Genomic DNA, 24,367 nt, shown 5'->3' on the forward strand with positions numbered 1-24,367 from the left:
ACCGGCGGCCCTAACGCAGGCTCGTCGAGCGCTGCCGCGAACGGGACGCGAGCAGCCATGACTGGATGTCCAGCAACGGGGTGCCGTCCTCGGCGAGGTGGTGTCGGATCCAATCCCCGCTCGTGTCCAGATGCCAACTGGCGGTGCCCGGATCCATGTAGCGGCGCAGCAGGTCCAGCACGTACGAAGTGTCGTCCCCGCTGCGGAGTTGCACGAGGGCCTCCACCCGGCGGTCCAGGTTCCGGTGCATCATGTCCGCCGAGCCGATGTAGACCACCGGATCACCGGCGTTGGCGAACGCAAAGACGCGGGAGTGCTCCAGGAAACGGCCCAGCACGGAGCGAACGGTGATGTTATCGCTGAGACCCGGCACGCCGGGGCGCAGGGAACAGATCCCGCGGACAATGATGTCCACCGGCACTCCGGCCTGCGAGGCGCGGTAGAGGGAGTCGATGATGGCTTCATCCACCATCGAGTTCACCTTGATCTGGACCCGGGCGGGGATCCCGGCCCGGGCGTTGCGGATTTCCGTTTCAATCCTGTCGATCAGCCCTGAGCGCACCGACCGCGGGGCTACCAGCAGCCGCTTGAAGGTGGACTTCGGGGCGTAGCCGGAAAGCTGGTTGAAGAGCTTGGACAGATCCTCGCCCACCTGCTCATTGGCTGTGAGCAGGCCGAGGTCCTCGTAGTAGCGGGCAGTGCGGGGATGGTAGTTGCCGGTGCCGATGTGGCAGTACCGGCGCAGCCCGTCCACTTCCTGGCGGACAACGAGGGAGAGTTTGCAGTGGGTCTTCAGGCCCACGATCCCGTACACCACATGCACGCCGGCCTGCTCCAGTTTCCGGGCCCAGGAGATGTTGGCCTGCTCGTCGAAGCGGGCCTTGATCTCCACCAGGGCGAGCACCTGCTTGCCGGCCTCGGCGGCGTCGATCAAGGCATCGACGATGGGCGAGTCGCCGCTGGTGCGGTACAGGGTCTGCTTGATGGCCTGCACCTTCGGGTCCGCGGCCGCCTGTTCGAGGAAGGCCTGCACGGAGGTGGAAAAGGAATCGTAGGGGTGGTGCAGAAGGATGTCACGCCGGCGCATGGCCGCGAAGACGTTGGCCGGCTTTGCGGTCTCCGACTCGTTGAGGTGGCGGGAGGTGTGCGGGACGTGCTTGGGGTAGTGCAGGTCCGTCCGGTCGATCCCGGCGATGACCGAGAGCCCGCGCAGGTCCAGCGGGGCCGGGACGGAGTAGACCTCGGATTCCTCCACGCCAAGCTCGCGGATCAGCAGCGCCCGGATATTGGGGTTGATGTCGTTGGTCACCTCGAGCCGCACCGGCGGCCCGAAGCGGCGGCGCAGGAGTTCCTTTTCCAGCGCCTGCAGCAGGTTTTCGGCGTCGTCCTCTTCGACCTCGACGTCCTCGTTGCGGGTAACGCGGAAGCTGTGGTGTTCCAGCACCTCCATGCCGGCGAACAGCTGGTCCAGGTGGACTGCGATGACTTCCTCGAGCGCGATGAACCGTGCAACCCTGCCGGGCACCGAGCCGGCACGGGGGCCGTCGATGGAGATCAGCCGCGGCAGCTGGTCCGGGACCTTGAGGCGGGCGAAGAGCTCCTTGTCGCTGACCGGGTTGCGGACCACCACGGCGAGGTTCAGCGACAGACCAGAAATGTACGGGAAGGGATGGGCGGGGTCTACGGCCAGCGGCGTCAGGATCGGGAACACTTTCTCGGCGAACATGGCGCTGAGCTGGTCCTTGGCCTGGTCGTCAAGCTCTTGCCAGTGCATCAGGTGGATGTGTTCGTAGGCCAGCGCCGGGCGGATCTGTTCCGCGTAGACGCGGGCATGGCGTTGCTGGAGCCGGTGGGCCTCCTCGCCGATCTGCTCCAGGACCTGGATGGGACTCCGGCCGGCGGGGGAGGGGACCGCGAGGCCCGTGGCGATGCGGCGCTTCAGCCCGGCGACGCGGACCATGAAGAACTCGTCCAGGTTCGAGGCGAAGATGGAGAGGAAGCTGACGCGTTCGAGCAGGTAGAGGTCGGGATCTTCGGCCAGTTCCAGGACGCGCGAGTTGAATGCCAGCCAGCTCAGTTCCCGGTCAAGGAAGCGGTCGGGGCTAATGTCGCCTTCCGGTTCCAGGTTGGGAGCGAACTCGGGGATGTCGATCCGGTCCTGGGTGGCCCGCGAGGCCGGCACCTCGGAGGAGCCAAACTGTGCACGCGCCGGACGCGCCGCCTTGCCCTGGACAGCGGTCTCAGACGTGGCCGTCCCGGCAGATTCCCGTTGCATGGTCTCTCCTAATGCTGGCGCGATTTAGCTTCAACCTTACAAGCAATCGGGGCAGGACAAGCCGGGATTTCGCGCGTTCCCGGGCACCCGGGCGGTCGGTCCGACTACTGTCCGCCCGCCGGTGCGTACATGACGTCCACGTCCCAGCGGGAAAATCCGAGCCGCCGGTAGAGCGCGACGGCGGGGATGTTGTCGGCGTCGACGTACAGCATCACGGCGTGCAGCCCCTGCTGCTGGAGGTATTTGATGCCGGCGACGGTCAGGGCCTTGCCCAGGCCGGTGCCCTGCGCCTCTGGGGCGATGCCGACGACGTACACCTCGCCGATCGCCGGATGTCCGCCGTGCCCGGGGTGGACCTTGGTCCAGTGGAAGCCGAGGATCCTGCCCGTGGCGTCGACCGCGAGCAGGAAGCCGGCCGGGTCAAACCACGACTCGGATATGCGGGCGTCCAGATCGGTGCGGCTCATGTTTCCTTGTTCCGCGTGGTGGGCGAACGCGGCCCGGTTCACCGCCAGCCAGGCCTCCTCGTCAGCGCCGGGCACAAAGCTGCGCAGCGAGGTGCCCTCCGGCGGGGCGATGTCTGGCAGTTCCGAGGCCGCCGTGGCGAGCCGCATCTTCCACAGTTCGCGGACCGGGGCATAGCCGTAGCGGGCGGCCAGGTCCGCGGCGGCCTCGTGGTTGCCATGCGACCAAGCCTTGAGGCCCGCGAAGCCGCGCACCCTCCGCAGCTCGCCGACAAGTCGGTCGGCGACACCCTGGTTGCGGTAGCTCGGATGGACGGCCACCTCCAGAACCCCGGTGCCGTCCGGTTCTTCGACAACGACGGCGAAGCCCGCCAAATCGTTGCCCCGGACCCGCGCCCTGGGCGGAGCAGCGGCGCTGGCGGGACGAAGGAAGGCGGACTCATTCCCTGAATCCTCGGCGGCATCGTCGCCGGCGTAGTCAGGGGAGTACAGGGCCAGGGCCAGCACGGTGTGCGGCCCGACGTCCGCGGCGCGGAGCGTCACGAGGGTCTGCTCCGAAAGCGGCGGGTTCCCGTCGGACTCCTCGGCGGCTGCCACAAGGGTCTTGACGTCCCGCAGCAGCCGTTCGTCGACAGCCCCCTGCAGGGTGAGTACGGGCCAATTCTCCGGATGCGCGGGACTCATGGTGCAAGGCTATACGCCCGCGGCCTGCCGGCGCGTGGATCTCCGCCGGATTTGATGCACCCGGGCCGGGGACGTATAGTCGTTACGTCATCCGGCTCACCGGGTGCAAGGGGGATCCACCACTGGGGTGGCCTCGATACGTTCGACCCGTATGTCCTCCACCAAACCGCCTCGCGGCAGAGCAAAGCCCCGGACTCCTGAGTCCGGGGCTTTGTCGTGTCCTGGCGGCTGCGTCCAAGGGAAGGTAGCGGGCAACCGGAGGGCTCGACGGCGGGGGTTCCGGGACGGTGCCGCTCAGGCCTCGGAGAGTTCCTCGTCCGGCTGCCGTGCCAGCGTCAGGCGGTACCCGACGTTGCGCACCGTTCCGATCAGGTTTTCGTGGTCGGCACCGAGCTTGGCCCGCAGCCTCCGGACGTGCACGTCCACGGTGCGGGTGCCGCCGTAGTAGTCGTAGCCCCACACTTCGGTGAGGAGCTGCTGGCGGGTGAAGACGCGGCCGGGGTGCTGGGCCAGGTACTTGAGCAGCTCGAATTCCTTGAACGTCAGATTGAGCACGGCCCCGTTGACCCGGGCCGTGTAGCTTGCCTCGTCGATGACGACGCCGGCAGCCCTGATCTCCGAGGGCGTCTCGTCGTGGTCCGGCAGGGCGCGGGCCATGCCGAGTCGGATCCGGGCTTCGACTTCAGCGGGACCGGCGGATTCCAGCACGATGTCGTCCACGGCCCAGGCCGAGGAGACGGCCGCCATGCCGCCTTCGGTCAGGATCAGCATCAAGGGCGCGCTCAGTCCTGTCGCCTTGAGCAGTTGGGTGAGGGAGCGCGCACCGACGAGGTCCTTGCGGGCGTCGAGCAGCACGATGTCGCAGGGATCGGTTTCGAGCAGGGCCGTGGGCTCGGCCGGAAGGATGTGGACGCGGTGGTTCAGTAATTCCAGCGCAGGCAGGACGTCCACCGATGACCCGGTGCTGTTCGTCAATAGCAGGATGTGCGACATGATTCCTCCAAGGGTGTCCGCGCATCGTTGGGCGTCTGAGCCTGGCTTCCACCGGCGGGTACGACGCCTCGGGACGGCGCCCTGGCCGCCGCTGCCGGAGGAAACCTAGCTGAGTCTTGAGTATACCTAAACACCATTTCCCGGACACTGTTTCGCCCTTCCAACTTGGTTCTTTTGCGACACAAAACATTCAGATAGGGCAGGATTGACCCGTCGGGGCCTGCAGTCCCGGCGGAGTCGAGCAGGCCGAGTCAGGTCCGCAGTGAGCGAAGGTGCCGGTTGATCGTGGCTATGTTGAGCGTGGGGGACTGCGGCGTGGGCGCCCTCCCGGTGCGAGCGCCGGGGCAAATCGTGGGGGAAACGTCGTGAAGTCGTGGAGCGTCGGTGCCATCGGTCTGGCCGGACTCGCCGCTATCGTTGCCGGGACCTACTCCACGCCGGAGGTCCTGCTGGCCGTCGCCATCGTCACCGCCGCCTGCGTCGGCGTCGGCTGGCCGCACTTCCTTGGCATCCCCGCCAAGAAGACCCTCGCCGCCCTGATCGGATTGCCCGGGATCGGCTCGGCCGTGGCGGCCACCTACCTGCCCGCCCCGGGCTTCCTGAACTGGACCCCTGCGTTTATGGCGGCGGGCGTGATGGCCATCTTCGTCATGCAGCTGATCCGCGGCACCGGCCAGGCGCAGCGCCTCGAGTCCACGCTGGGATCCTGCGCCGGGGTCCTGCTTTCCTGCCTGGGCGCCGGCTGGATCGCGGGCTCGCGCTTCAACGGCGTCCGGGAAATGCTGCTCATCGCCGCTATCAGCGCCGCGATCGCCCTGATGGCGGGCCTGATCCGCTGGCCGGACCGGATCGTCGCGCCGCTGGGCATCGTCGGGGCGGGGCTCGCCGGTCCGATGGCCGGCCTCGTGCTCTCCGATATCGCCGTGCTTCCCGCCGCCATCGTCGGAATCGTCGTTGGGGCCGTCTTGGTCAGCTTCCGCAGGCTGGTGATTATCCGGGGTGAAACCTTGAACCTGCCGGCCGTTCTGGGCATGGGCCTGGGGCCGGTCTCCGCGGTCGGTTCACTGGCCTACTTCATAGACAAACTACTCATTCACTGAAGCGTTAGGATGGCATCATGTCCGTACTTGCATTTGAAATTTTCTTCCTTGTTCTGCTCGCCGTCGCCGGCCTCTCCATGGCCTGGTTCGCCGGGTTCGTGGTGTACCGGCTCTTCAAGGGCCAGAGGTAGGCCGCCAGGGCCCACACCGTCCAACCCGTAGTTCCCAGAGGTAGTTGCTGTGCCGATTGAAATTCCTAGCGATCTAACCCCGGAAATCGTTCCGCTGTCCTGGCTCATCGGTGAGTGGGAGGGAGCGGGACGCCTGGGCGCCGGGGACGAAGACTCCGAGCACTTCCTGCAGCACGTCTCCTTCACCCACAACGGCCTGCCGTACCTGCAGTACCGGGCCGAATCGTGGCTGACGGACGACCAGAAGACCAGGCTCCGTCCGCTGACCGTGGAAACCGGCTTCTGGGCCCTTGAGCGCAAACAGCGCGAGGAGGACGGCGGCCCCGGGCTCATTCCGGCCGACATCGTCCCCGTGCTCAAGAGCGCGGACGAAGTCGAGGAGTTGCGCAACAGCGACGGCGGCTTCGATATCTCCGTTTCCATCGCGCATCCGGGCGGCATTTCCGAGCTGTACTACGGCCAGATCAAGGGCCCGCAAATCCAGCTCAGCACCGACATGGTGATGCGCGGCAGCCATTCCAAGGAATACACAGCGGCCACGCGGATCTTCGGCCTGGTGGACGGGAATCTGCTCTGGCGCTGGGACGTGGCTGCCGCCAAGGGCTCGGCGCCGGGCGGTGGCCTGGAGGCCCACGCCTCCGCGATCCTCAGCAAAGTCGGCTGAACCGTCGGTCCGGCCGGAAACCGAGTCGCGCTGAATTTCCGATGTCCGCAGCGAACGCAGGGAGCACCCAAGTGAACGACACAGCAGACCGTACGAAGAAATCCGGCGATTTCAGCGGACTCAAGGCGGTCTTCTTCAACGGTACCCTGAAGAAGTCGCCGGAGACTTCTAACACGGATGGACTGATCGAGATCAGCCGCCGACTCATGGAGAAGCAGGGCGTGGCCACCCGCGTCATCCGGACGGTGGACCACGACATTGCCAGCGGCGTCTACCCGGACATGCGCGAGCACGGCTGGGCTATCGACGATTGGCCTGCACTGTACCCGGCCGTGCAGGAAGCGGACATCGTGGTGGTCGCCGGGCCCATCTGGCTAGGTGACAACTCGTCCCAGACCAAGAAATTGATCGAGCGGCTGTACGCCCACTCGGGCGAGCTGAACTCCAAGGGCCAGTGGGCGTTCTATCCCAAGGTGGGCGGCTGCCTCATCACCGGTAACGAGGACGGAATCAAGCACTGCGCCATGAACGTGCTCTACAGCCTCCAACACATCGGCTTCACGATCCCGCCGCAGGCCGATTCCGGCTGGATCGGCGCCGTCGGGCCCGGGCCCAGCTACCTGGACGAAGGCTCAGGCGGCCCCGAAAGCGACTTCACCAACCGCAACACCACCTTCATGACCTGGAACCTGCTGCACCTGGCCCGGATGCTCAAGGATGCCGGCGGCATCCCCGCCTACGGCAATCTCCCGGCTGAGTGGAAAGCCGGCACCCGATTCGACTTCGAAAATCCGGAATACCGCTGAGCGCTGAGGACTTCTACTTCATATGACTACCAAGAGCCCCCTGCTGTCGCGCCCGGGCGCCGTCGAAGCGGCCGGAGCGGACGCCGGCGTCGCAGCCCACTACGGCGAGCCGCTGCCGGAACAGCGCGCGCTGGCCGCCGGGACCGCCGTCGTTGATCTCTCCCAACGCGGCGTGGTCACCGTCACCGGGCCGGACCGGCTGAGCTGGCTGAACACCCTGTCCTCCCAGCAGCTCACCGCACTGGCTCCCGGCCAGTCCACCGAATTGCTGCTGCTCAGTGTGCAGGGCCGGATCGAATTTGATGCCCGGGTGCTGGATGACGGCGCCACTACCTGGCTGATCGTGGAGGCTGCCGAGGCCGCGCCGCTGGCCGAATGGCTCACCCGGATGAAGTTCATGCTCCGGGTCGAGGTCGCCGACGTGTCGGCGGACTGGGCCGTGCTGGGCAGCACCCGGCAGGTTCCGGAGTGGTCCGGGCTCCAGGTCTGGGAAGACCCATGGCCGCACGTCGGCGCCGGCGGATACTCCTACGCCGTGGTCGGCGAGGACTCACACCCCGGCCTGGAGCGGCCGTGGCTCGAGTACCTCGTGCCGGCCGCCGCCCTTGAGGCGACCGTGGCGGGACGCCCGCTTGCCGGCGTTTTGGCCGCCGAGGCGTTGCGCATCGCGGCCTGGCGGCCCCGCTGGGGAGCGGAGACGGACGACAAGACCATCCCGCACGAGCTGGACCTGCTGCGCACCGCCGTGCACCTGGCGAAGGGCTGCTACAAGGGCCAGGAAACAATAGCCCGGGTACACAACCTGGGCCATCCGCCGCGGCGGTTGGTTTTCCTCCAGCTGGACGGTTCGCAGCACACTATGCCAGCCGTCGGCAGTGAGGTCCGGGCCGGCGAGCGGAAGGTAGGAACGGTGACCTCCGTGGCGCAGCATTACGAGATGGGTCCGGTGGCCCTGGCCGTCATCAAGCGATCCGTCGCCCCGGGCGAAGTGCTGACGGTGATGGACGGCGAGGAACCGTACACCGCGGCGCAGGAGCTCATTGTGGCGCCCGACGCAGGGCAAGTCGTGGGGCGCCAGTCCGGATTCCTCCGGGGGACCCGATGAACGGCGGAGCGCCCGACGACGAGACTCTCGCCTTGGCCCACGCCCTGTTCGACGCCGCCCGCGAGGGCAACTCCGCGTTGCTCGGCGACTATCTGGCTGCCGGCGCACCGGCCACGCTGACCAACACGGCAGGCGATTCGCTGCTCATGCTTGCGGCCTACCATGGCCATGCCGACACCGTCGGGTTGATTCTGGCCCACGGCGGCGACGCCAACACGGCAAACGACCGGGGCCAGACGCCGCTGGCCGGGGCCGTGTTCAAGGGCTACGCGGACGTCGTGAAGGTGCTGATCGACGCCGGCGCCGACCCCGACGCCGGCAGCCCGTCCGCCCGGGCGGCCGCCCAAATGTTTGCCCGGCACGATATTCTTTCTCTCCTCGGATAGTTCAGCCGCCGGCCTACCGGCCAATGGCTGAACCACCGCCCACAGGCTGTACCACGGCCAGGGCGCCCCTGTTTCACCCCACCTCCAGCCCGGTAACACGCACGGTAAGGACCCCCGATGGAAAACGTAGCGAGGCCGTGGGCCGCCCTGTGGTCCCTGGTGATCGGATTCTTCATGATCCTGATCGACACCACCATTGTCTCGGTGGCCAACCCGCGGATCATGGAAGGCCTGAACGCCGACATCAACTCGGTGATCTGGGTGACCAGCGCGTACTTGTTGGCGTATGCCGTCCCCTTGCTCATCACGGGCCGGCTGGGGGACCGGTTCGGGCCGAAGAAGCTCTACCTGGCCGGCTTGGTCGTATTCACCGCGGCATCCCTGTGGTGCGGGCTGTCCGGCGATGTCCAAACCCTGATTGAGGCCCGCGTGCTGCAGGGCCTTGGAGCTGCGATGATGACGCCGCAGACCATGGCCGTCATCACGCGGATCTTCCCGCCGGACCGCCGCGGCGCGGCCATGGGCATCTGGGGTGCGACGGCGGGCGTGGCCACTTTGGTCGGACCGATCCTGGGCGGCGTCCTGGTGGATGGACTGGGCTGGGAATGGATCTTCTTCATCAACATTCCGGTGGGGGTCATTGGCTTCATCCTCGCCCTGCGCTTCGTGCCCTCACTCAGCACGCATCCGCACAAGTTCGACATCCCCGGCGTGCTGCTCAGCGCCGTCGGCCTGTTCCTGTTGGTGTTCGGGATCCAGGAAGGGGAGACTTACAACTGGGGCACTATCACCGGCCCCATCACCGTTTGGGTCCTGATCATTGGCGGCATCGTCGTCCTCGCGGCATTCGTTGCCTGGCAGCGGGTCAACAAGGGGGAACCGCTGCTGCCGTTGGGGCTGTTCAAGGACCGCAACTTCTCGCTGGCCAACGTGGCCATCACCGCCGTGGGATTCTCCATCACAGCCTTCACCCTCCCGCTGATCTTCTACTACCAGATTGTCCGGGGTCTTACCCCGACGCAATCCGCGCTCATGATGATCCCGATGGCCGTGATCTCCGGCGGCCTGGCCCCGGTCGTGGGCCGGATCATCGACAGGGTCAACCCGAAGTTCATCACGGCCGGGGGCCTGACCCTGATGTCCGTGGCGCTATTCTGGAACGCCGCGCTGATGCACACTGACACCCCCATCTGGCTCTTCCTGCTCCCCAGCGCCGTGCTGGGCGTCGCGAACGCCGGCATCTGGGCGCCGTTGAGCTCCACCGCCACCCGCAACCTGCCGCCGCGCCAGGCCGGGGCCGGTTCCGGCGTCTACAACACCACCCGCCAGATCGGCGCGGTTTTGGGCAGCGCCGCTATTGCCGTGCTGATCCAGGCCCGGCTTGCAGCGGAACTCACTGCGGCCCCGGGTTCGGCCGGGGGAGCGAGCCCGATGGCCTTCGGCGGCCATCTGCCCGAGGCGCTGCACGACGGATTCTCGGCCGCAATGAGCCAGTCGATTCTGCTGCCCGCGGCCGTGATCCTGCTCGGCACGGCCGCGGCCCTGTTCTTCGCCAAGCCCCAGCCTCCACGGGGCTGGGGCACCCCGGGCGCGGTTCTGGCGGCGGACAGCGGACAGGCCGTGGCGGACGGCGCCGAGGCCAAGCGCAGCTAGGCGCCCAGCAGCACGCTGGTCTGGATCCCGCCGGCGGTAAAGCCCAGGCTTCGCGCCAGGGCCAGCGAGCCCTTGTTGCTGACGTCGGAGCGCCACTGCAGTGTGAGGCCGGACGCCAGAGCCTCGTGCGACGCTATCGAGGCGGCCAGTGCGCCGACGCCGCGGCGCCGCCACTCCGGCGCCACCAGCACCCCCAGTTCCGCCAGGATGCCCTCCCGTTCGGTGTAGGCGCCGCACGCGACCGGCGTCCGGCGGCCGTCGTCCACGTGGATGATCGTGAAGCGGTGTTCGAGGTCCGCGAGGCCCGCCTCGTTGACGTCGTCCGGCGGGCAGAGCGCTTCGAGTTCGATCGCTTCCGGGTTTCCGTGCGAGACGGTCAGCTCCTGAGCAGGCTGTTGCAGCGGCAGGTCGTCGGCGAAGAACAGCGCGGCGGCGCCCAGCCCGTGGCCGCCGTGCCCGCGGGTGATGGTCAACAGCGTGACATGCTGCGCCAGCTCCTCATCGGAATAACCGGCGGCCGCGTCCAGAGCCCACTGCGGCCCGACCAGGGCGGAGCTGCCAAACAGGCGGACAAACTGCAGAGTACGGGCCGCCTCATGGGTGCGGGTCAGGCGGCGTCCCGCGGCGGTGCCGAAAGCGCCGTCGTCGAAGCCCATCCGGCGCGCCCACGCGAGCTGGATAATTTCAGCGGAACCGGGCTCAAGAGTCATGATCCAACCCTACCCAGCACGGGACCGCCGGCCGGGACGCCTCAGCCGAAGAGGACCGCCGCTTCGTCATAACGGTTCTGCGGCACGCTCTTAATGTTGCCCAAGGCGGCGTCGAAGCCGACGTGGACAATGTCGGTGCCGTTCAGCGAGACCATGGTTCCCCAGCGCTGCTCAACGACCGAATCGATCGCGGCCAGGCCGAGCCGGGTCGCGAGTACCCGGTCAAAAGCCGTCGGAACACCGCCGCGCTGGATGTGTCCCAGCACGGTGGCCCGGGTTTCGATGCCGGTCCTGGCCTCCAGCTCGGGCGCCAGGAGCTCGGCGATGCCGCCGAGGCGCGGCCGGCCGAAGGTGTCCAGTCCGCGCTCGGAGTGCGGGGACACCTGCCCCTCGGGGACGAAGCCCTCCGCGACGACCACCAGCGGGGCCCGGCCACGGTCCCGGGCCGAGAGGACCCACTCGGTGATCTGCTCCATTGAGGCCTTCTGCTCCGGGATCAGGATGGCATGGGCGCCGGAGGCCATGCCGGCATGCAGCGCGATCCAACCGACATGGCGGCCCATCACTTCGGCGATCATGGTGCGGTGGTGCGATTCCCCGGTGGTCCGGAGCCGGTCGATTGCCTCGGTGGCGATCTCGACGGCGGTATCGAAGCCGAAGGTGTAGTCGGTGGCGTCGAGATCATTGTCGACGGTCTTAGGCACGCCGACGATCTTCAGGCCGGCGTCGGTCAGCCGCTTCGCGGCCGCAAGGGTGCCTTCGCCGCCGATGGCGATGATGGCGTCGATGCCGAGCCGCTCCATGTTGGCCTTGATAACCTCGGGGCCGCCCTTGTTCTCAAAAGGGTTGGTCCGGGACGTGCCAAGGATGGTTCCGCCCTGCTTGGCGATGCCGCGGACCAGGGTGCGGGGGATGCCGATCACATCGCCCTCGACCACGCCGCGCCAGCCGTCCAGGAACCCCACGAATTCCTGGCCATGGACCGCAATACCTTTAAGGACGACGCCGCGGATGACGGCGTTCAGCCCCGGGCAGTCCCCGCCGCTGGTGAGGATTCCAATTTTCATGTGTCGGCTCAAATCCTGGTTCGAAGGGGTACAGGCAGAGCGCCACGCTGAGCTCACCTGGAAGTCTACTGGCGGATGTGGGGCAGCGCACAACCGTTTCCCAGACCCAAGATCCCAGACCCAAGATCCCAGACCCCAGACCCCAGACCCCAGACCCCAGATCCCAGACCCAAGACCGAAGACCCCACACCCACGACCCAAGGCCCGGCCGCGGCATTGGGTCTTGGGGCGTTTGGCGGTGTGGCTTTCGGCGGCCCGGCTCAGGGCCGCCCGGCGCGCCGGGCGAGCAAGGACTCCGCGATGATCGCAGTCCGCTGGTCCGGCAGGAGCAGCCAGGCTGCCAGGTAGAACACGAAGGCGGGGCCGGGGAGCAGGGCGAACAGCAGAAACGCGATCCGGACGTACGCGACGTCGACGTTCAGCTTGGCGGCGATGCCACCGCAGACGCCGCCCAGCCAGCGCTGCGGACCGCGTTTCAGGCCGAGGCCCCGGACGATGCTGAAGAACTTTTCCATGGGTCAAGACTTCCCTGTAATAGTGTCTTTGTCACGCCCGCGGGCGGACAGCAGGCCGCCGATCACCAGGGCAGCGCCGGCCCCGATCATCAAGCCGATCAGCACGTAGGTTCCGTTCAGGGCGATGAGGCCGAGCCGGGAGATGATGATCAGCGCGGCTAGGGCCAGCACTATCAGCCCCCAAACGACCGTGCCCACGCGGGCCCGCGGGTTGCCGGACATGAAGGCTCCCCCGGGGGATTCCTTCGATTCCGCCGCTGGATCGTAGCTGCTCATATCAGTTCCCTTCCTTCACAGTGATATTGCTGAAAGTTCCGGAGACCTTGACGATCAGTCGTCCGCCGGCCTTGTCGGTGTTGTAGTTGCTCTGTTGGGTCGTCGTGCCGCTGTGGTCGCCGCGGCCGTCATTGAAGTTGCCCATCGTCATGTCCGCCTGGACCTGGACCGGGACGGTGCTGGGGATGGCCACGGTGACGTTGCTCGCGGTGGTATCAAGCCGGACCACGACGTCGGAGCCCAGCGGCGCACTCAGGTTCAGTTTGGTCAGGTCCACGGTGCCGGCGCCGCCGGTGAGGTCGAAGCCGTCCCGGGCCTGCTCAATGCTCACCGGACTCCAGTCGACGTTCTGGAAACGGGCCCGGTCGGCATTGGGAACCAGGTTGAAGATTCCCCCGATGATCAGTGCGACGACGGCGAAGAAGCCCAGGATGCCGGCCGTACGTCCACGGAGCCCGGAAACGAGGATGCCCAGCCCCAGCACGGCCGCGCCGCTGGCCCACACCACGGCATTGCCGGCCGTGCCGAGATTGATCGCGTGGGCCGCATCGAGTGCCTTGATGCCGCCACCCGCCAGCAGGGCAAGACCGGCGGTGACGGCCACCGTGGGGGTACCGGGACCCAGGTGGCGGGTCTTTGGGGCGGGCACGGGGGGCGGGGCCTGGCCATAGCCGCCACCGTACCCGCCGCCGAAAGGCGGAACGGTGTCCGACGGGGGAGGTGCAGACCAGCCGGGCGCGCCGAACTCGGTGGTGCCGTAGCTGGTGGCGTTGGCGGTGTCTCCGCCGGGGCCGCTGTAAGGGCCGGTTCCCCCGCCGGACACGGCGCGCGCGGACAGGGGGGTTCCGTGCCGGGCCTTGTTGCGGTGGGTCAGGTAGTAGATGACGTAGATCGCGCTGCCAACCCAGAACACCGTCCAGACAAAAGCACCAAAGCCGTAACGGTCCCAGCCCCACACGCCGCCGCTCAGGCTGGGGAACCCGATCACGGTGGTGATCAGGGCGCCCGTCATTCCCGAGCTCCAGCGTCCCGCAGCCGCCTCCTGGACGTGGATGCGTCCGTCGGGTTCCGGCAGCAGGGCCCATGCCAGCCCGTAGAGCAGGACGCCGACGCCGGCGAACACCGCCAGGACAATCAGGATGCCGCGCACGATCAGCGGGTCGATGCCGAGCCGCCGGGCGATGCCGCTGGCGACGCCGCCGACCCAGCGCTCGCGCCCCCGGTAGATGCCGTGGCTGCGGATCCAGTCGAAGAAATTCTGCGGCTGCACGGCCGGGCCCGGGGCTGCGCTGCTGTCGGGCCAAGGGGTAGAGGGCGGTGGCGTGGGCCCGGTCTGGGACGGGTACGGACCGCCCGGCGGGTAGAGCGGCGGCGCCTCTCCGGACGCCCCGCCTGGCGCCTCGCCGGCCGGTGTGGGGTTTTCTGCGGAGCTGCCGGATACGGCGTCCTGAGTGACTTCCGGACGGCCTGGAGGGCTCGGTTGTTCATTAGGGCGCGGAGTGTGCGGGTTCATACTTTGATCCTCCTGCCTTAGGGGGCGACGCTCTACCGGGGAAGACCCTGAATGACCCCTGAGTGGCCCCCGGTTCAGGCCGACCGGGGCTCCCGGAAGCCCCGGTCCATGTTTGGATTGACTTATGACAACAGCCGCTTTCCGCCCGCCGTTGGCCCGAAGCAGCGACCGTTTGATTGCCGGTGTCTGCGCGGGCCTCGCCCACCACCTGGGCTGGCCGGTGCGGATGGTCCGGATCGGAATGGTGGTGGCGGCGCTCGCAGGCGGGGCCGGCGTCGTCTTTTATGCGTGGCTCTGGATCATGGTCCCCACCGCGGACGAGAGCGCCAAACGCAATGCCCGGCAGCCGGCGTCGCCGATCGCCCCGGCGGTGAGCGACCCGGCAGCGGCTGAGAGTTACGCCGGCGGCCGCGCCGGCGCACCGGCCGGCTCCTGGCGGACGCGGTTCCGGGGCATGCCGTTCGGCAAGGAAATCCTGCTCGGCGCGGGGCTGCTGCTGGCGGCCGGCATCCTGATCGCCAGGCTCTTTGGCTTGGACGTCCCGCTGGGCACCCTGATCCCGGTCGCGGCGATCCTTGGCGGCGCCGCGATCGCCTGGATGCAGCTGGACGAGACCCGGCGCGCGGGCATTGTGGATAAAACCAAGGCGGATCAAGCCGGCGGGTGGGCCAGGCTCGCGGCGGGACTCGGCCTGGTGGTGGCCGGGGTGCTGCTGATGGTCTCCGGCTCGGGCTCCTGGGAGCAGACCTGGCTCGCGCTGCTGGCCTCCGTCGCCGTCCTGGGCGGCGTGGTGCTGGTGCTGCTGCCCTGGGGGCTGAAGTTCTGGCGCGACCTGGAGGCCGAACGTGCCGGTCTGGTGCGCGCCACCGAAAGGGCCGAGATCGCCGCCCACCTGCACGACTCGGTGCTCCAGACGCTGGCGTTGATCCAGCGGCGGGCCGGCAGTGAACACGACGTCGTCCGGCTCGCCCGTGCGCAGGAACGGGAGTTGCGGGGTTGGCTCTACCGGGACCCGGGCCGGGACTCGGGACTTCTCTCGGACGGGCTCCGGGCCGCGGCCGCGGATGTGGAGGACTCGCTGGGGCACGCCGTGGAGGTCGTGACCGTGGGGGACTGCGCCATGACCGAACGCCTCGAAGCCCTGGTCCAGGCGGCGCGCGAGGCCATGCTCAACGCGGCCCGTCACGGTGGCGGCGGCGTCTCGGTGTACCTGGAGATCACCGACAACGCCGCCGAGGTCTTCGTCAAGGACCGCGGTCCGGGCTTCGATCCGGCGTCCATCCCCGCCGACCGCCTGGGCGTCCGGCAATCTATGATCGGACGGATGCGGCGCCACGGCGGCACCGCAACCATCGTCAGCAGTCCCGACGGTACCGAAGTCCGGCTCCGGCTGCCGCTCGCGGCCGCCGGCGGAGCCAGTGGAACCACCGGCGCCGGCGGACCCAACGGACCCAACGGAGAGGACAAGCAGTGAGCAGCCAGCCACTCGGCAGCAGCGGGGCGGGACCCGCACCCGGGGCCACCCGCGTCGTAATCGTCGATGACCACGCCATCTTCCGTTCCGGGCTGAAGGCCGACCTGGATCCCGCGATCCTCGTCGTCGGCGAGGCAGGAACAGTGGAAGAAGCGGTAGCCGTCATCGCCCGGACGCAGCCCGACGTGGTCCTGCTGGATGTCCACCTCCCCGGCGGGCTGGGCGGCGGCGGGCGCGAGGTCCTGGCCGGCTCCGCGCCGCTATTGGGGAGCACCAGGTTCCTGGCGCTGAGCGTTTCGGACGCCGCCGAGGACGTCGTAGCAGTGATCCGCGCCGGCGCCCGGGGCTACGTCACCAAGACCATTTCCGGGGCCGAGATCAGCGACGCGGTACGCCGTGTGGCCGGCGGCGACGCCGTCTTCTCCCCCCGGCTGGCCGGCTTTGTCCTCGACGCCTTCGGCACCGCCCCGGCGGACATCGCCGACGACGAACTGGACCGGCTTTCGGCCCGCGAACTCGAGGTGATGCGGCTGATCGCACGCGGCTACAGCTACAAGGAAGTGGCCAAGGAGTTGTTCATCTCAATCAAGACTGTCGAGACCCACGTCTCCGCCGTGCTGCGCAAACTTCAGCTCTCCAGCCGGCACGAACTGACCCGCTGGGCGGCGGAACGCCGCCTCCTCTAGGCCACCAGGAGATCGGAAGTTCCCGCAGCACCGGTAGGCATCCGACGGACGCTCTCGCAGCCGAAGGCGACGGCTGCGGGAGGATTCCTACTTGGCCTTGCCGAGGAAATCCTGGAGGCGGCCGACGCCGGTGGCGAGGTCCTCATCGCCCAACGCGTAGGACAGCCGCAGGTAGCCGGAGGGGCCGAAGGCCTCGCCCGGTACCACGGCGACCTCAACCTCATCGAGGATCAGGGCGGCCAGTTCGGCCGACGTCGAGGGCCGGACCGGGCCGTTCGCGGCGGGAAACTCCCTGCCCAGCAGCGCCCGGACGTCGGCGTACACGTAGAACGCACCCTTGGGCGTGGGGCAGTCCACGCCCTCGATGGCGTTGAGCCCGGCCACAATGGCCTTCCGGCGGCGGTCGAAGGCCACCTTCATCTCATCGACGGCAGTGAGCGGACCGGATACCGCCGCCAGGGCAGCGATTTGCATGATGTTGGAAACGTTGGAGGTGGCATGTGACTGCAGGTTGGTGGCGGCCTTGATGACGTCGGCCGGGCCGATCATCCAGCCCACCCGCCAGCCGGTCATGGCGTAGGTCTTCGCGACGCCGTTGAGGATGACTACCTTGTCGCCCAGTTCGGGAACCGCGGTCGCGATCGAGGTGAAGGGCACGCCGTCGTACGTCAGGTGCTCGTAGATCTCGTCGGTGACCACCCAGAGGCCCTTGGCGGCAGCCCACTGGCCGATTTCCTTGACCTGTTCGGGGGAGTACACGGCGCCGGTGGGGTTGGACGGGGAGACGAAGAGCAGGATCTTGGTGCGGACCGTGAGCGCCGCTTCCAGCTGCTCCACGGTGACCAGATAACCCTGCTCCGGGCCGGCGAAAACCTCGACCGGAACACCGCCGGCCAGCCGGATCGCTTCCGGGTAGGTGGTCCAGAACGGCGTCGGGACAATCACCTCGTCGCCCGGATCCAGCAGCGTCGCGAAGGTGTTGTACACGGCCTGCTTGCCGCCGTTGGTCACCAGCACTTGGGAGGCCTGGGCCCGGTAGCCGGAGTCCCGGAAGGTTTTGTCCGCGATGGCCTGCTTCAGCTCGGGCAGGCCGCCGGCAGGGGAGTAGCGGTGGAACTTCGGCTGGCTGGCGGCCTCGATGGCGGCCTGGACGATGTAGCCGGGAGTCGGGAAGTCAGGTTCGCCGGCGCCGAAGCCGATGACCGGCCGGCCGGCCGCCTTCAACGCCTTAGCCTTGGCATCGACAGCCAGTGTGGCGGATTCGGCTATGGCGGAAATGCGCTGGGAAATGCGGGCGGCGGGCATTGCGGGTCCGTTCTTCGCGGCAGCTCGTAGCTGGTTGTGGGATTCGACGGAATCTACTCTATGCTGTTCAGCGGATCCTCCGGGGTGCCGGGGTCGTGAATGCGACCCGATGCGGGAAAGTGGCTGCAGAGTCCGCCGACTTCCGCGTACGGCCCGGGATCTGCGAGGCCGGTTCGACGTGGACGCAGTTGTTGCGTAGACTGGATCTCCGGTGTTGAAAACACGATGATGGCGTGCGCCTCAGGGAAGCCTGCGGATAAGCGCAGCCATCGGTTTTCGATCCATAGGGTAGTGGCGCAATTGGTAGCGCAGCGGTCTCCAAAACCGCAGGTTGCAGGTTCGAGTCCTGTCTGCCCTGCGCAAGCTGTTTCGGGGGTATCACCGGAACAGGCGCAGCAACCATGGTTCAGTTCAGAGCCGGGTATCCGACATCGCGAGGATGAGTGAGGATCAGGTGACCGAAACAGCTGCCAGCAGCTCCAAAGGCCGCCCCGCCAAGAATGCCCCCAAGGCAGGATTCTTCGCTCGGATTGCACTCTTCGTCCGTCAGGTCATCGGTGAACTGAAGAAGGTCGTCGCACCGACCCGCAAAGAACTGATCAACTACACGCTCGTGGTGCTGGTGTTCGTGGTCATCATGATGGTGATCGTCACCCTGCTGGATCTGGCCTTCGGGACCGGAGTGAGCTGGGTCTTCGGCGGAACAGGCGCCACGAACCGCTAAGGCGACCGGTCCGCAGACTGCGTGGATTTCCGGCAAGCCCGGTGCTTCCGTGGGGTCTGCGGAATTGAGTCATTTAAATAGGCATGTTAGGCAATGAGGAAGCAGGAGACCAAGTGTCTGAGCAGGAGCTCGAGGTAACTGAGACTGAGCCGGATAAGGGCCAGGACGCCGCGGTGGAAGCCGCGGAAGAGTCCGGGGCTGTGTCTGCTGCGCCCGAATCCGACGCCGACGATGACGACGCCGACGATGACGCCGCCGATGAGGCGGTAGTTGCCGAGGAGACCGAGGCCGGCGAAGGCGAAGAGGGCGACGCACTGGCGGCGGCCGCCGCCGCGGCTGAGGTCGACCCTGCCGATGAGTTCAAGGCCAAACTGCGCCGCCAGGAAGGCGACTGGTACGTCATCCACTCCTACGCAGGCTACGAGAACCGCGTCAAGGCCAACCTTGAAACCCGCATCCAGACGCTGGACATGGAAGATTACATCTTCGAGATCCAGGTCCCGATGGAGGAAGTCGTTGAGATCAAGAACGCTCAGCGCAAGGTCATCAACCGCGTCCGCATCCCCGGCTACGTGCTGGTCCGCATGGACCTGACGGATGCCTCCTGGGGCGCCGTCCGCCACACCCCCGGCGTTACCGGCTTCGTGGGCAACGCCCACGACCCTGTGCCGCTGCGCCTCGACGAGGTCTTCTCCATGCTCGCGCCGATCTTCGAAGAAGAGCAGGCCGAGAAGGGCAAGCCGGTCAAGCACGCCGCCGCTGCGGTCGACGTCGACTTCGAGGTCGGCGAGTCGGTCATCGTCAAGGAGGGACCCTTCGAGACCCTTCCCGCCACGATCTCCGAGATCAAGGTGGATTCGCAGACCCTCGTGGTGCTGGTCTCCATCTTCGAACGCGAGACCCCGGTCACCCTGGCGTTCAACCAGGTCAGCAAGATCTAGGTTTATTCACAGAATTCGCCCCGGGCTGCCCGCTTAGCAGCCTTGGTGCGGTCGGCCGCCTCGCCATGGCGGCCAACAACCTGAGGCACGCTCCTGTGTCCCAGGACGTAATTGAGAGAAGGACCTACATTGGCTCCCAAGAAGAAGGTCACCGGCCTCATCAAGCTGCAGATCCAGGCAGGCGCCGCTAACCCGGCCCCGCCGATCGGTCCTGCGCTTGGCCAGCACGGTGTCAACATCATGGAATTCTGCAAGGCGTACAACGCTGCAACGGAAGCCCAGCGCGGCAACGTTATTCCGGTTGAAATCACGGTCTACGAAGACCGTTCATTCACGTTCATCACCAAGACCCCGCCGGCTGCAGAGCTCATCAAGAAGGCTGCAGGCGTCGCCAAGGGTTCGGCTACCCCGCACACCGTCAAGGTAGCCAAGCTGACCCAGGCCCAGGTCAACGAGATCGCGTCCACCAAGATGGAAGACCTCAACGCCACCAGCCTGGAAGGCGCCGCGAAGATCATCGCCGGCACCGCCCGCTCCATGGGTATCACCGTCGAGGGTTAATCGCCCCCCGCTGATGCGGCGACGGGTTCGGGAAACCGAGCACGACGCCGGGCAGCACCGCCGGGCAACCGGCACCACCTAAACACTGAAATGTTGGAAACCCCGGACGGATAAACCGGCCGGAACCCCAACTGTGGCAGGGCCCAGCGCGGTCCGCAGACCACAACTGCACAAGGAGAATAAGCAGCATGGCAAAGCGCAGCAAAGCATATGAGGCAGCCGCCGCCAAGATCGACGCGGAGAACTTCTACGCGCCGATCGAGGCACTGACCCTCGCCAAGGACACCAACCCGTCCAAGTTCGACGCCACCGTTGAGGTCGCCTTCCGCCTCGGCGTCGACCCGCGCAAGGCAGACCAGATGGTGCGCGGCACCGTCAACCTGCCGCACGGCACCGGCAAGGTTGCCCGCGTCCTGGTCTTCGCCACGGGCGAAAAGGCTGAAGCCGCAATCGCCGCCGGCGCCGACTTTGTTGGTTCCGACGACCTGATCGAAAAGATCGCAGCCGGCTGGACCGACTTCGACGCCGCGGTCGCCACCCCCGACCTCATGGGCAAGGTTGGCCGCCTCGGTAAGGTGCTCGGCCCGCGTAACCTGATGCCGAACCCGAAGACCGGCACCGTGACCGCTGACGTCACCAAGGCCGTCAACGACATCAAGGGCGGCAAAATCGACTTCCGCGTCGACAAGCACTCGAACCTGCACTTCATCATCGGCAAGGTGTCCTTCGACGTCGCCAAGCTGGCCGAGAACTACGCAGCCGCACTGGAAGAGGTTCTTCGCCTCAAGCCGTCCGCTTCCAAGGGCCGCTACATCCAGAAGGCCACCGTCGCGACCACGTTTGGCCCGGGCATCCCGGTTGACCCCCAGGTCACCAAGGTCCTGACCGAGGCGTAAGCGTCCCCAGGCACCGAGAAGGCCGTCCCGCTTGCGCGGGGCGGCCTTTTCTGCGTGGCGGCCGGCGGTTAGGCTGTCCCGGTGACCGCAGCGACGCAAGGCATTGAACCTCTATCCGTCCCGGGCGCCATCGACGGCCCGGACGCTGCGGAATTCCTCGAATTCGGCAGGCTCTATGACGCGCTCACCCTTGAGATCTGGGGAGATCTTGACCGGGCCACCGACGCCGCAACGCGGCTGTGTTTTTGGCGGGACGACGCCTACACCAGGATGAAGCTCTTCTTCGTCCGCATCGACGGTGCCATGGTGGCGCGTTCCTGGATCCGCTTCGAGCAGAAGGAGAACCTCGGCCGCGCGCTCCTGCACGTTGCAGTGCTGGAGGCCTACCAAGGCCGTGGGATCGGGCGGGCGCTGCTGGATCACGCCGAGGCGTTGGCCGCGGGCGAGGGCCGCACCTTACTACTGACGTTCACGGAACATCCGGCGGCCTTCGACGTCACTGGTCCGGGCGTGATCACCCCGCTGACCGGCGCCGGCGCCCTGCCGGCGGCCGACCGCAGCGTTCGCTTCGCCGCTGCGGCCGGTTACCGGCTCGAACAGGTAGAGCGGTACAGCAGCCTGGACGCCGTCGCGGCTGCAAAGGAGCTGGACCGCTTGGAGCGCGAAGCGATGAGCAAGGCTGCCGGGTATGAGCTGCTGTCCTGGACAGACCGCTGTCCGGACAACTACGTGGAGCAGCTTGCCGCCCTAATGGCGCGGATGAGCACTGACGCGCCGACGGGCGGCCTCAGCTATGACGAGGAAACCTGGGACGCCGCGCGTGTCCGCCACGTGGAGGACACCTGGCAGCGGGCCGGCAACATCTCGCTCGTCACGGTGGCGCGCCACCGGAACAACGGCCAACTGGCGGCATACACCGTGCTCGAACTGGCTCCCAGGAAACCGTGGCTGGCCGAGCAGGACGACACGCTGGTAGCCGCAGGGCACCGCGGCCACCGCCTCGGCATGTTGCTCAAGATCGCCAACCTCCGGCGCCTGGCGGATTACCCGGAGGTGAAACGCGTCACCACTTTCAACGCGGCCGAAAACGATCACATGTTGGCCATTAACGGCGCCCTTGGATTCCGGCCCGCCGGTTGGGACGGGGAATGGCAGCGGTCCTTCTGGGCGGCCGGAACCGCGCCGTCCGGGTGATGCCCGCCCATGGCGCGGGAGGGCACGAATCCCCCCGGCGCCGGCCATGGAATGCGGCCCGAAACAGGCATATGCTGACGCTTGAAACACGGTCTGAGCCGGGCCATACATTGGGCAGAACATTGGGGGGCAGAGCCGTGAGCGGCAGGATGGCTGGGAAGATGTCCGCTATGGCAAACGAAGTACGGGTTGAGCAACTTTGGATCCCGGATTCGGTGGACGGGCCGGATGCGGCGGACTTCCTTGCCGCCGTCGAAGTAGGGCGCAAGGTGCGGATGCAGACCTGGGGGAGTGACGACCTCGCCTACGCCCCGCTGGAGAAACTGCTGGAAATGGCCGACCCCTACGAACGCCAAGTAATTCTGGTAGCCAAGGTAGACGGCGAGATCGTCGGAACCGTGGACATAGCGCTGCCCCTCGCGGATAACCTTGACGTCGCCGAATTCGCCCTCGACATCCTGCCGGAGTTCCAGGGCCAGGGTGTCGGCCGGCAGTTGCTGGAGGCCGCTGAGCATTTCGCCCGGGACGAAGGCCGGAGCACCATCCTGATCGACACGAACCACCCCGGCGCGACGCTCGCGGACGGCATGGCCGGGCAGTTGATACCTGGCTCGGGACTCGGCTTCGTACCGCTCAAGAGCAGGGAGGTGGAGTTCGCACAGCACACCGGCTACACCCTGCAGCACATCGAACAGTTCAGCTCCTGCGCCCTTCCGCTCGACAGCAAGCTTGTCGCCGACCTGCAGGCCGAGGCCGAGGCGGCCAACGCCGGACGATACCGCGTGCATCACTGGACGGACCGTTGCCCCGAGCAGTGGGTTGAGGCGGTCGCGGCATTGGAGAACCATGCCCGGGAGGACGGTATTCCGGGCGCAGACGACGGGGATATGGTGTTCGATGCCCACCTCCTTCGCGAAGCCGAAGAGGCTGCCATCGCGCAGGGCCGCCGAACGGTGGTGACCGCCGTCGAACACCTTCCCAGTGGCACGCTGGCCGGGTTGACGACCATCAGCGTCCTGGCCCTGCGCCCCGACGTCGTCTTCCAGGATGACACCGTGATCCTGGAAGAGCACCGCGGTAACAAGCTGGGCCTCCTGATCAAGGTGGCCAACATGGAACGACTCACCGAGCAGTTCCCGGACGCGCGTGTGCTCTACACCTGGAACGCCCCGGAAAACCGCTACCTTCTGACCGTCAACCAGCAGCTCGGGTTCACCACCGCCGGCGTGACGGGCATCTGGCAAAAGGAGCTGCCGGACTTCGGGCCCACCGTCAGCTAGGCCGATTTGGAGCACCCGGTCCCTTTCACGTAAGCTGGAGAAACCAAAGACCGTCGGTTGTTGGAAATCCACTCTCCCAAGCAAGGCTCAATTCTGCAGCCGCGCCGGGAGAACCAGTGGATTTCCGGACGAAGGACCCTGAACATAGGGCGGCCGGCGCAGGTGAACGAAGCAAAGCTCCGCGGCATGGCCGCGTTGAGACAAGCCCCGTGCATCTGCGCGGGGCGTTTTTAGTTTTTAGCTCATCCGAGCGGGGACCCGGAACAAACCGGCACTATCCCCGGAAGGAGGGTTATGGCAACGCCTAGCAAGGTTTCAGCAGTAGCTGAGATCACTAACGATTTCAAGGAATCGAACGCCGCTGTCCTGACCGAATACCGCGGGCTCACCGTTGCACAGCTCAAGCAGCTGCGTGTCTCTCTCGGCCAGGAAACCAAGTTCTCGGTCGTCAAGAACACCCTGACCGCCATTGCAGCCAAGGAAGCTGGCGTCGAAGCATTCGACGGTCAGCTCGCCGGCCCCACTGCAATCGCGTTCATCAAGGGTGACGCAGTTGCCGCTGCCAAGAGCCTGACGGATTTTGCCAAGGCCAACAAGCAGCTGGTCATCAAGACCGGTTTCTTCGAGGGCAAGGCACTGAACGCCAGCGAAGTTGCTGCCCTGGCAGCACTCGAGTCCCGCGAGCTGCAGCTCGCTAAGGTTGCAGGCATCCTCAAGGCTCCTGCTGCCGCTGCTGCACGCACCATTGACGCACTGCGCCTCAAGCTTGAAGAAGAGAACGGTGCACCGGCAGCTGCCGAAGCGCCCGCCGCTGAAGAAGCCGAAGCCCCCGCAGCTGAGGAAGCCGCAGCAGCAGCTCCGGCCGAAGCCGCAGCTCCCGAAGAGAACTAACTCTCTTTCAAACCAGACTCCGGTGCGAAGGCACGGCCCAGGCCGCCAAGCACCACTATAGGAAGGACGCCAA

24 protein-coding genes and 1 tRNA gene are annotated in these 24,367 nt (G+C 66.9%); 16 read left to right on the plus strand and 9 right to left on the minus strand.

Going from position 1 to position 24,367, the window contains the following annotated elements:
• Positions 1-10: 10 nt before the first annotated feature.
• The 3 genes from ABIB14_RS02640 to ABIB14_RS02650 all read right to left on the minus strand — a co-directional run bounded on the left by ABIB14_RS02640 (position 11) and on the right by ABIB14_RS02650 (position 4,416).
• On the minus strand, positions 11-2,275 hold the full coding sequence (locus tag ABIB14_RS02640) for an RNA degradosome polyphosphate kinase (protein ID WP_354233878.1): 2,265 nt from the start codon (positions 2,273-2,275) through the stop codon (positions 11-13).
• A 104-nt stretch (positions 2,276-2,379) separates the two neighbouring features.
• On the minus strand, positions 2,380-3,423 hold the full coding sequence (mshD, locus tag ABIB14_RS02645) for a mycothiol synthase (protein ID WP_354233880.1): 1,044 nt from the start codon (positions 3,421-3,423) through the stop codon (positions 2,380-2,382).
• Between the two features lie 294 nt (positions 3,424-3,717).
• A complete protein-coding gene (locus tag ABIB14_RS02650) occupies positions 3,718-4,416 on the minus strand; it encodes a winged helix-turn-helix transcriptional regulator (protein WP_354233881.1) in 699 nt (232 codons plus the stop codon).
• Between the two features lie 365 nt (positions 4,417-4,781).
• On the opposite strand from ABIB14_RS02650, the gene ABIB14_RS02655 reads away from it, so the two are divergent.
• From ABIB14_RS02655 to ABIB14_RS02680, 6 genes are all read left to right on the plus strand, one after another.
• Positions 4,782-5,516 (plus strand): permease, encoded by a 735-nt coding sequence (locus tag ABIB14_RS02655; protein WP_354233882.1) that lies wholly within the window; start codon positions 4,782-4,784, stop codon positions 5,514-5,516.
• A gap of 180 nt (positions 5,517-5,696) precedes the next feature.
• A complete protein-coding gene (locus tag ABIB14_RS02660; RefSeq protein ID WP_354233883.1) occupies positions 5,697-6,311 on the plus strand; it encodes a nitrobindin family protein in 615 nt (204 codons plus the stop codon).
• 41 nt (positions 6,312-6,352) lie between these two features.
• Positions 6,353-7,117, plus strand: a complete 765-nt coding sequence (locus ABIB14_RS02665; protein WP_502909587.1) for a flavodoxin family protein — start codon at positions 6,353-6,355, stop codon at positions 7,115-7,117.
• A 22-nt stretch (positions 7,118-7,139) separates the two neighbouring features.
• Positions 7,140-8,222 carry a CAF17-like 4Fe-4S cluster assembly/insertion protein YgfZ gene (gene ygfZ / locus ABIB14_RS02670; RefSeq protein ID WP_354233885.1) on the plus strand — a complete coding sequence of 361 codons (1,083 nt, stop codon included), beginning with the start codon at positions 7,140-7,142 and terminating at the stop codon, positions 8,220-8,222.
• Positions 8,219-8,608, plus strand: a complete 390-nt coding sequence (locus tag ABIB14_RS02675) for an ankyrin repeat domain-containing protein (protein WP_354233886.1) — start codon at positions 8,219-8,221, stop codon at positions 8,606-8,608. Before ygfZ ends, ABIB14_RS02675 begins: the two co-directional genes overlap by 4 nt.
• Before the next feature lie 117 nt (positions 8,609-8,725).
• The gene (locus ABIB14_RS02680) at positions 8,726-10,261 is read left to right on the plus strand and encodes a DHA2 family efflux MFS transporter permease subunit (RefSeq protein ID WP_354233887.1); all 1,536 of its coding nucleotides are present in this window, start codon (positions 8,726-8,728) and stop codon (positions 10,259-10,261) included.
• Here ABIB14_RS02680 and ABIB14_RS02685 read toward each other — a convergent pair.
• From ABIB14_RS02685 to ABIB14_RS02705, 5 genes are all read right to left on the minus strand, one after another.
• A complete protein-coding gene (locus ABIB14_RS02685) occupies positions 10,258-10,971 on the minus strand; it encodes a GNAT family N-acetyltransferase (protein ID WP_354233888.1) in 714 nt (237 codons plus the stop codon). The two genes, ABIB14_RS02680 and ABIB14_RS02685, sit on opposite strands and share 4 nt — an antisense overlap.
• A 41-nt stretch (positions 10,972-11,012) precedes the next feature.
• Positions 11,013-12,038 carry a 6-phosphofructokinase gene (locus ABIB14_RS02690; protein ID WP_354233889.1) on the minus strand — a complete coding sequence of 342 codons (1,026 nt, stop codon included), beginning with the start codon at positions 12,036-12,038 and terminating at the stop codon, positions 11,013-11,015.
• Between the two features lie 260 nt (positions 12,039-12,298).
• A complete protein-coding gene (locus ABIB14_RS02695; protein WP_354233890.1) occupies positions 12,299-12,553 on the minus strand; it encodes a PspC domain-containing protein in 255 nt (84 codons plus the stop codon).
• A 3-nt stretch (positions 12,554-12,556) separates the two neighbouring features.
• Positions 12,557-12,829: a hypothetical protein gene (locus ABIB14_RS02700; RefSeq protein WP_502909588.1), complete on the minus strand. Its 273-nt coding sequence runs from the start codon at positions 12,827-12,829 to the stop codon at positions 12,557-12,559.
• 1 nt (position 12,830) lies between these two features.
• Positions 12,831-14,099 (minus strand): PspC domain-containing protein, encoded by a 1,269-nt coding sequence (locus ABIB14_RS02705; RefSeq protein WP_354233892.1) that lies wholly within the window; start codon positions 14,097-14,099, stop codon positions 12,831-12,833.
• A gap of 367 nt (positions 14,100-14,466) precedes the next feature.
• On the opposite strand from ABIB14_RS02705, the gene ABIB14_RS02710 reads away from it, so the two are divergent.
• Both ABIB14_RS02710 and ABIB14_RS02715 read left to right on the plus strand, forming a co-directional pair.
• Entirely contained in the window at positions 14,467-15,816 is a 1,350-nt protein-coding gene (locus ABIB14_RS02710; RefSeq protein WP_354233893.1) for an ATP-binding protein, read from the plus strand.
• Positions 15,813-16,502: a LuxR C-terminal-related transcriptional regulator gene (locus tag ABIB14_RS02715; protein ID WP_354233894.1), complete on the plus strand. Its 690-nt coding sequence runs from the start codon at positions 15,813-15,815 to the stop codon at positions 16,500-16,502. The genes ABIB14_RS02710 and ABIB14_RS02715 overlap by 4 nt, the downstream gene beginning before the upstream one ends.
• 87 nt (positions 16,503-16,589) lie before the next feature.
• Here the strand turns inward: ABIB14_RS02715 and ABIB14_RS02720 are convergent, their stop codons facing one another.
• A complete protein-coding gene (locus ABIB14_RS02720; protein ID WP_354233895.1) occupies positions 16,590-17,807 on the minus strand; it encodes a pyridoxal phosphate-dependent aminotransferase in 1,218 nt (405 codons plus the stop codon).
• Between the two features lie 285 nt (positions 17,808-18,092).
• Between ABIB14_RS02720 and ABIB14_RS02725 the strand changes: the two genes are divergently transcribed.
• The 8 genes from ABIB14_RS02725 to rplJ all read left to right on the plus strand — a co-directional run bounded on the left by ABIB14_RS02725 (position 18,093) and on the right by rplJ (position 24,294).
• Positions 18,093-18,165 (plus strand) — tRNA-Trp (locus ABIB14_RS02725).
• A gap of 81 nt (positions 18,166-18,246) precedes the next feature.
• Complete coding sequence (secE, locus tag ABIB14_RS02730) at positions 18,247-18,531, plus strand: preprotein translocase subunit SecE (RefSeq protein WP_354233896.1); 285 nt, start codon at positions 18,247-18,249, stop codon at positions 18,529-18,531.
• A gap of 113 nt (positions 18,532-18,644) precedes the next feature.
• On the plus strand, positions 18,645-19,472 hold the full coding sequence (nusG, locus tag ABIB14_RS02735) for a transcription termination/antitermination protein NusG (RefSeq protein ID WP_354233897.1): 828 nt from the start codon (positions 18,645-18,647) through the stop codon (positions 19,470-19,472).
• Between the two features lie 129 nt (positions 19,473-19,601).
• The gene (gene rplK / locus ABIB14_RS02740; protein WP_003803853.1) at positions 19,602-20,033 is read left to right on the plus strand and encodes a 50S ribosomal protein L11; all 432 of its coding nucleotides are present in this window, start codon (positions 19,602-19,604) and stop codon (positions 20,031-20,033) included.
• A 188-nt stretch (positions 20,034-20,221) separates the two neighbouring features.
• Positions 20,222-20,929 (plus strand): 50S ribosomal protein L1, encoded by a 708-nt coding sequence (gene rplA, locus ABIB14_RS02745; RefSeq protein WP_354233898.1) that lies wholly within the window; start codon positions 20,222-20,224, stop codon positions 20,927-20,929.
• Between the two features lie 81 nt (positions 20,930-21,010).
• A complete protein-coding gene (locus tag ABIB14_RS02750) occupies positions 21,011-22,123 on the plus strand; it encodes a GNAT family N-acetyltransferase (protein WP_354233899.1) in 1,113 nt (370 codons plus the stop codon).
• A gap of 170 nt (positions 22,124-22,293) precedes the next feature.
• Positions 22,294-23,403: a GNAT family N-acetyltransferase gene (locus ABIB14_RS02755; RefSeq protein WP_354233901.1), complete on the plus strand. Its 1,110-nt coding sequence runs from the start codon at positions 22,294-22,296 to the stop codon at positions 23,401-23,403.
• 294 nt (positions 23,404-23,697) lie between these two features.
• On the plus strand, positions 23,698-24,294 hold the full coding sequence (gene rplJ, locus ABIB14_RS02760) for a 50S ribosomal protein L10 (RefSeq protein WP_354233902.1): 597 nt from the start codon (positions 23,698-23,700) through the stop codon (positions 24,292-24,294).
• Positions 24,295-24,367 lie beyond the last annotated feature (73 nt).

Source organism: Arthrobacter sp. UYEF3 (assembly GCF_040546245.1).
Classification (GTDB): domain Bacteria; phylum Actinomycetota; class Actinomycetes; order Actinomycetales; family Micrococcaceae; genus Arthrobacter.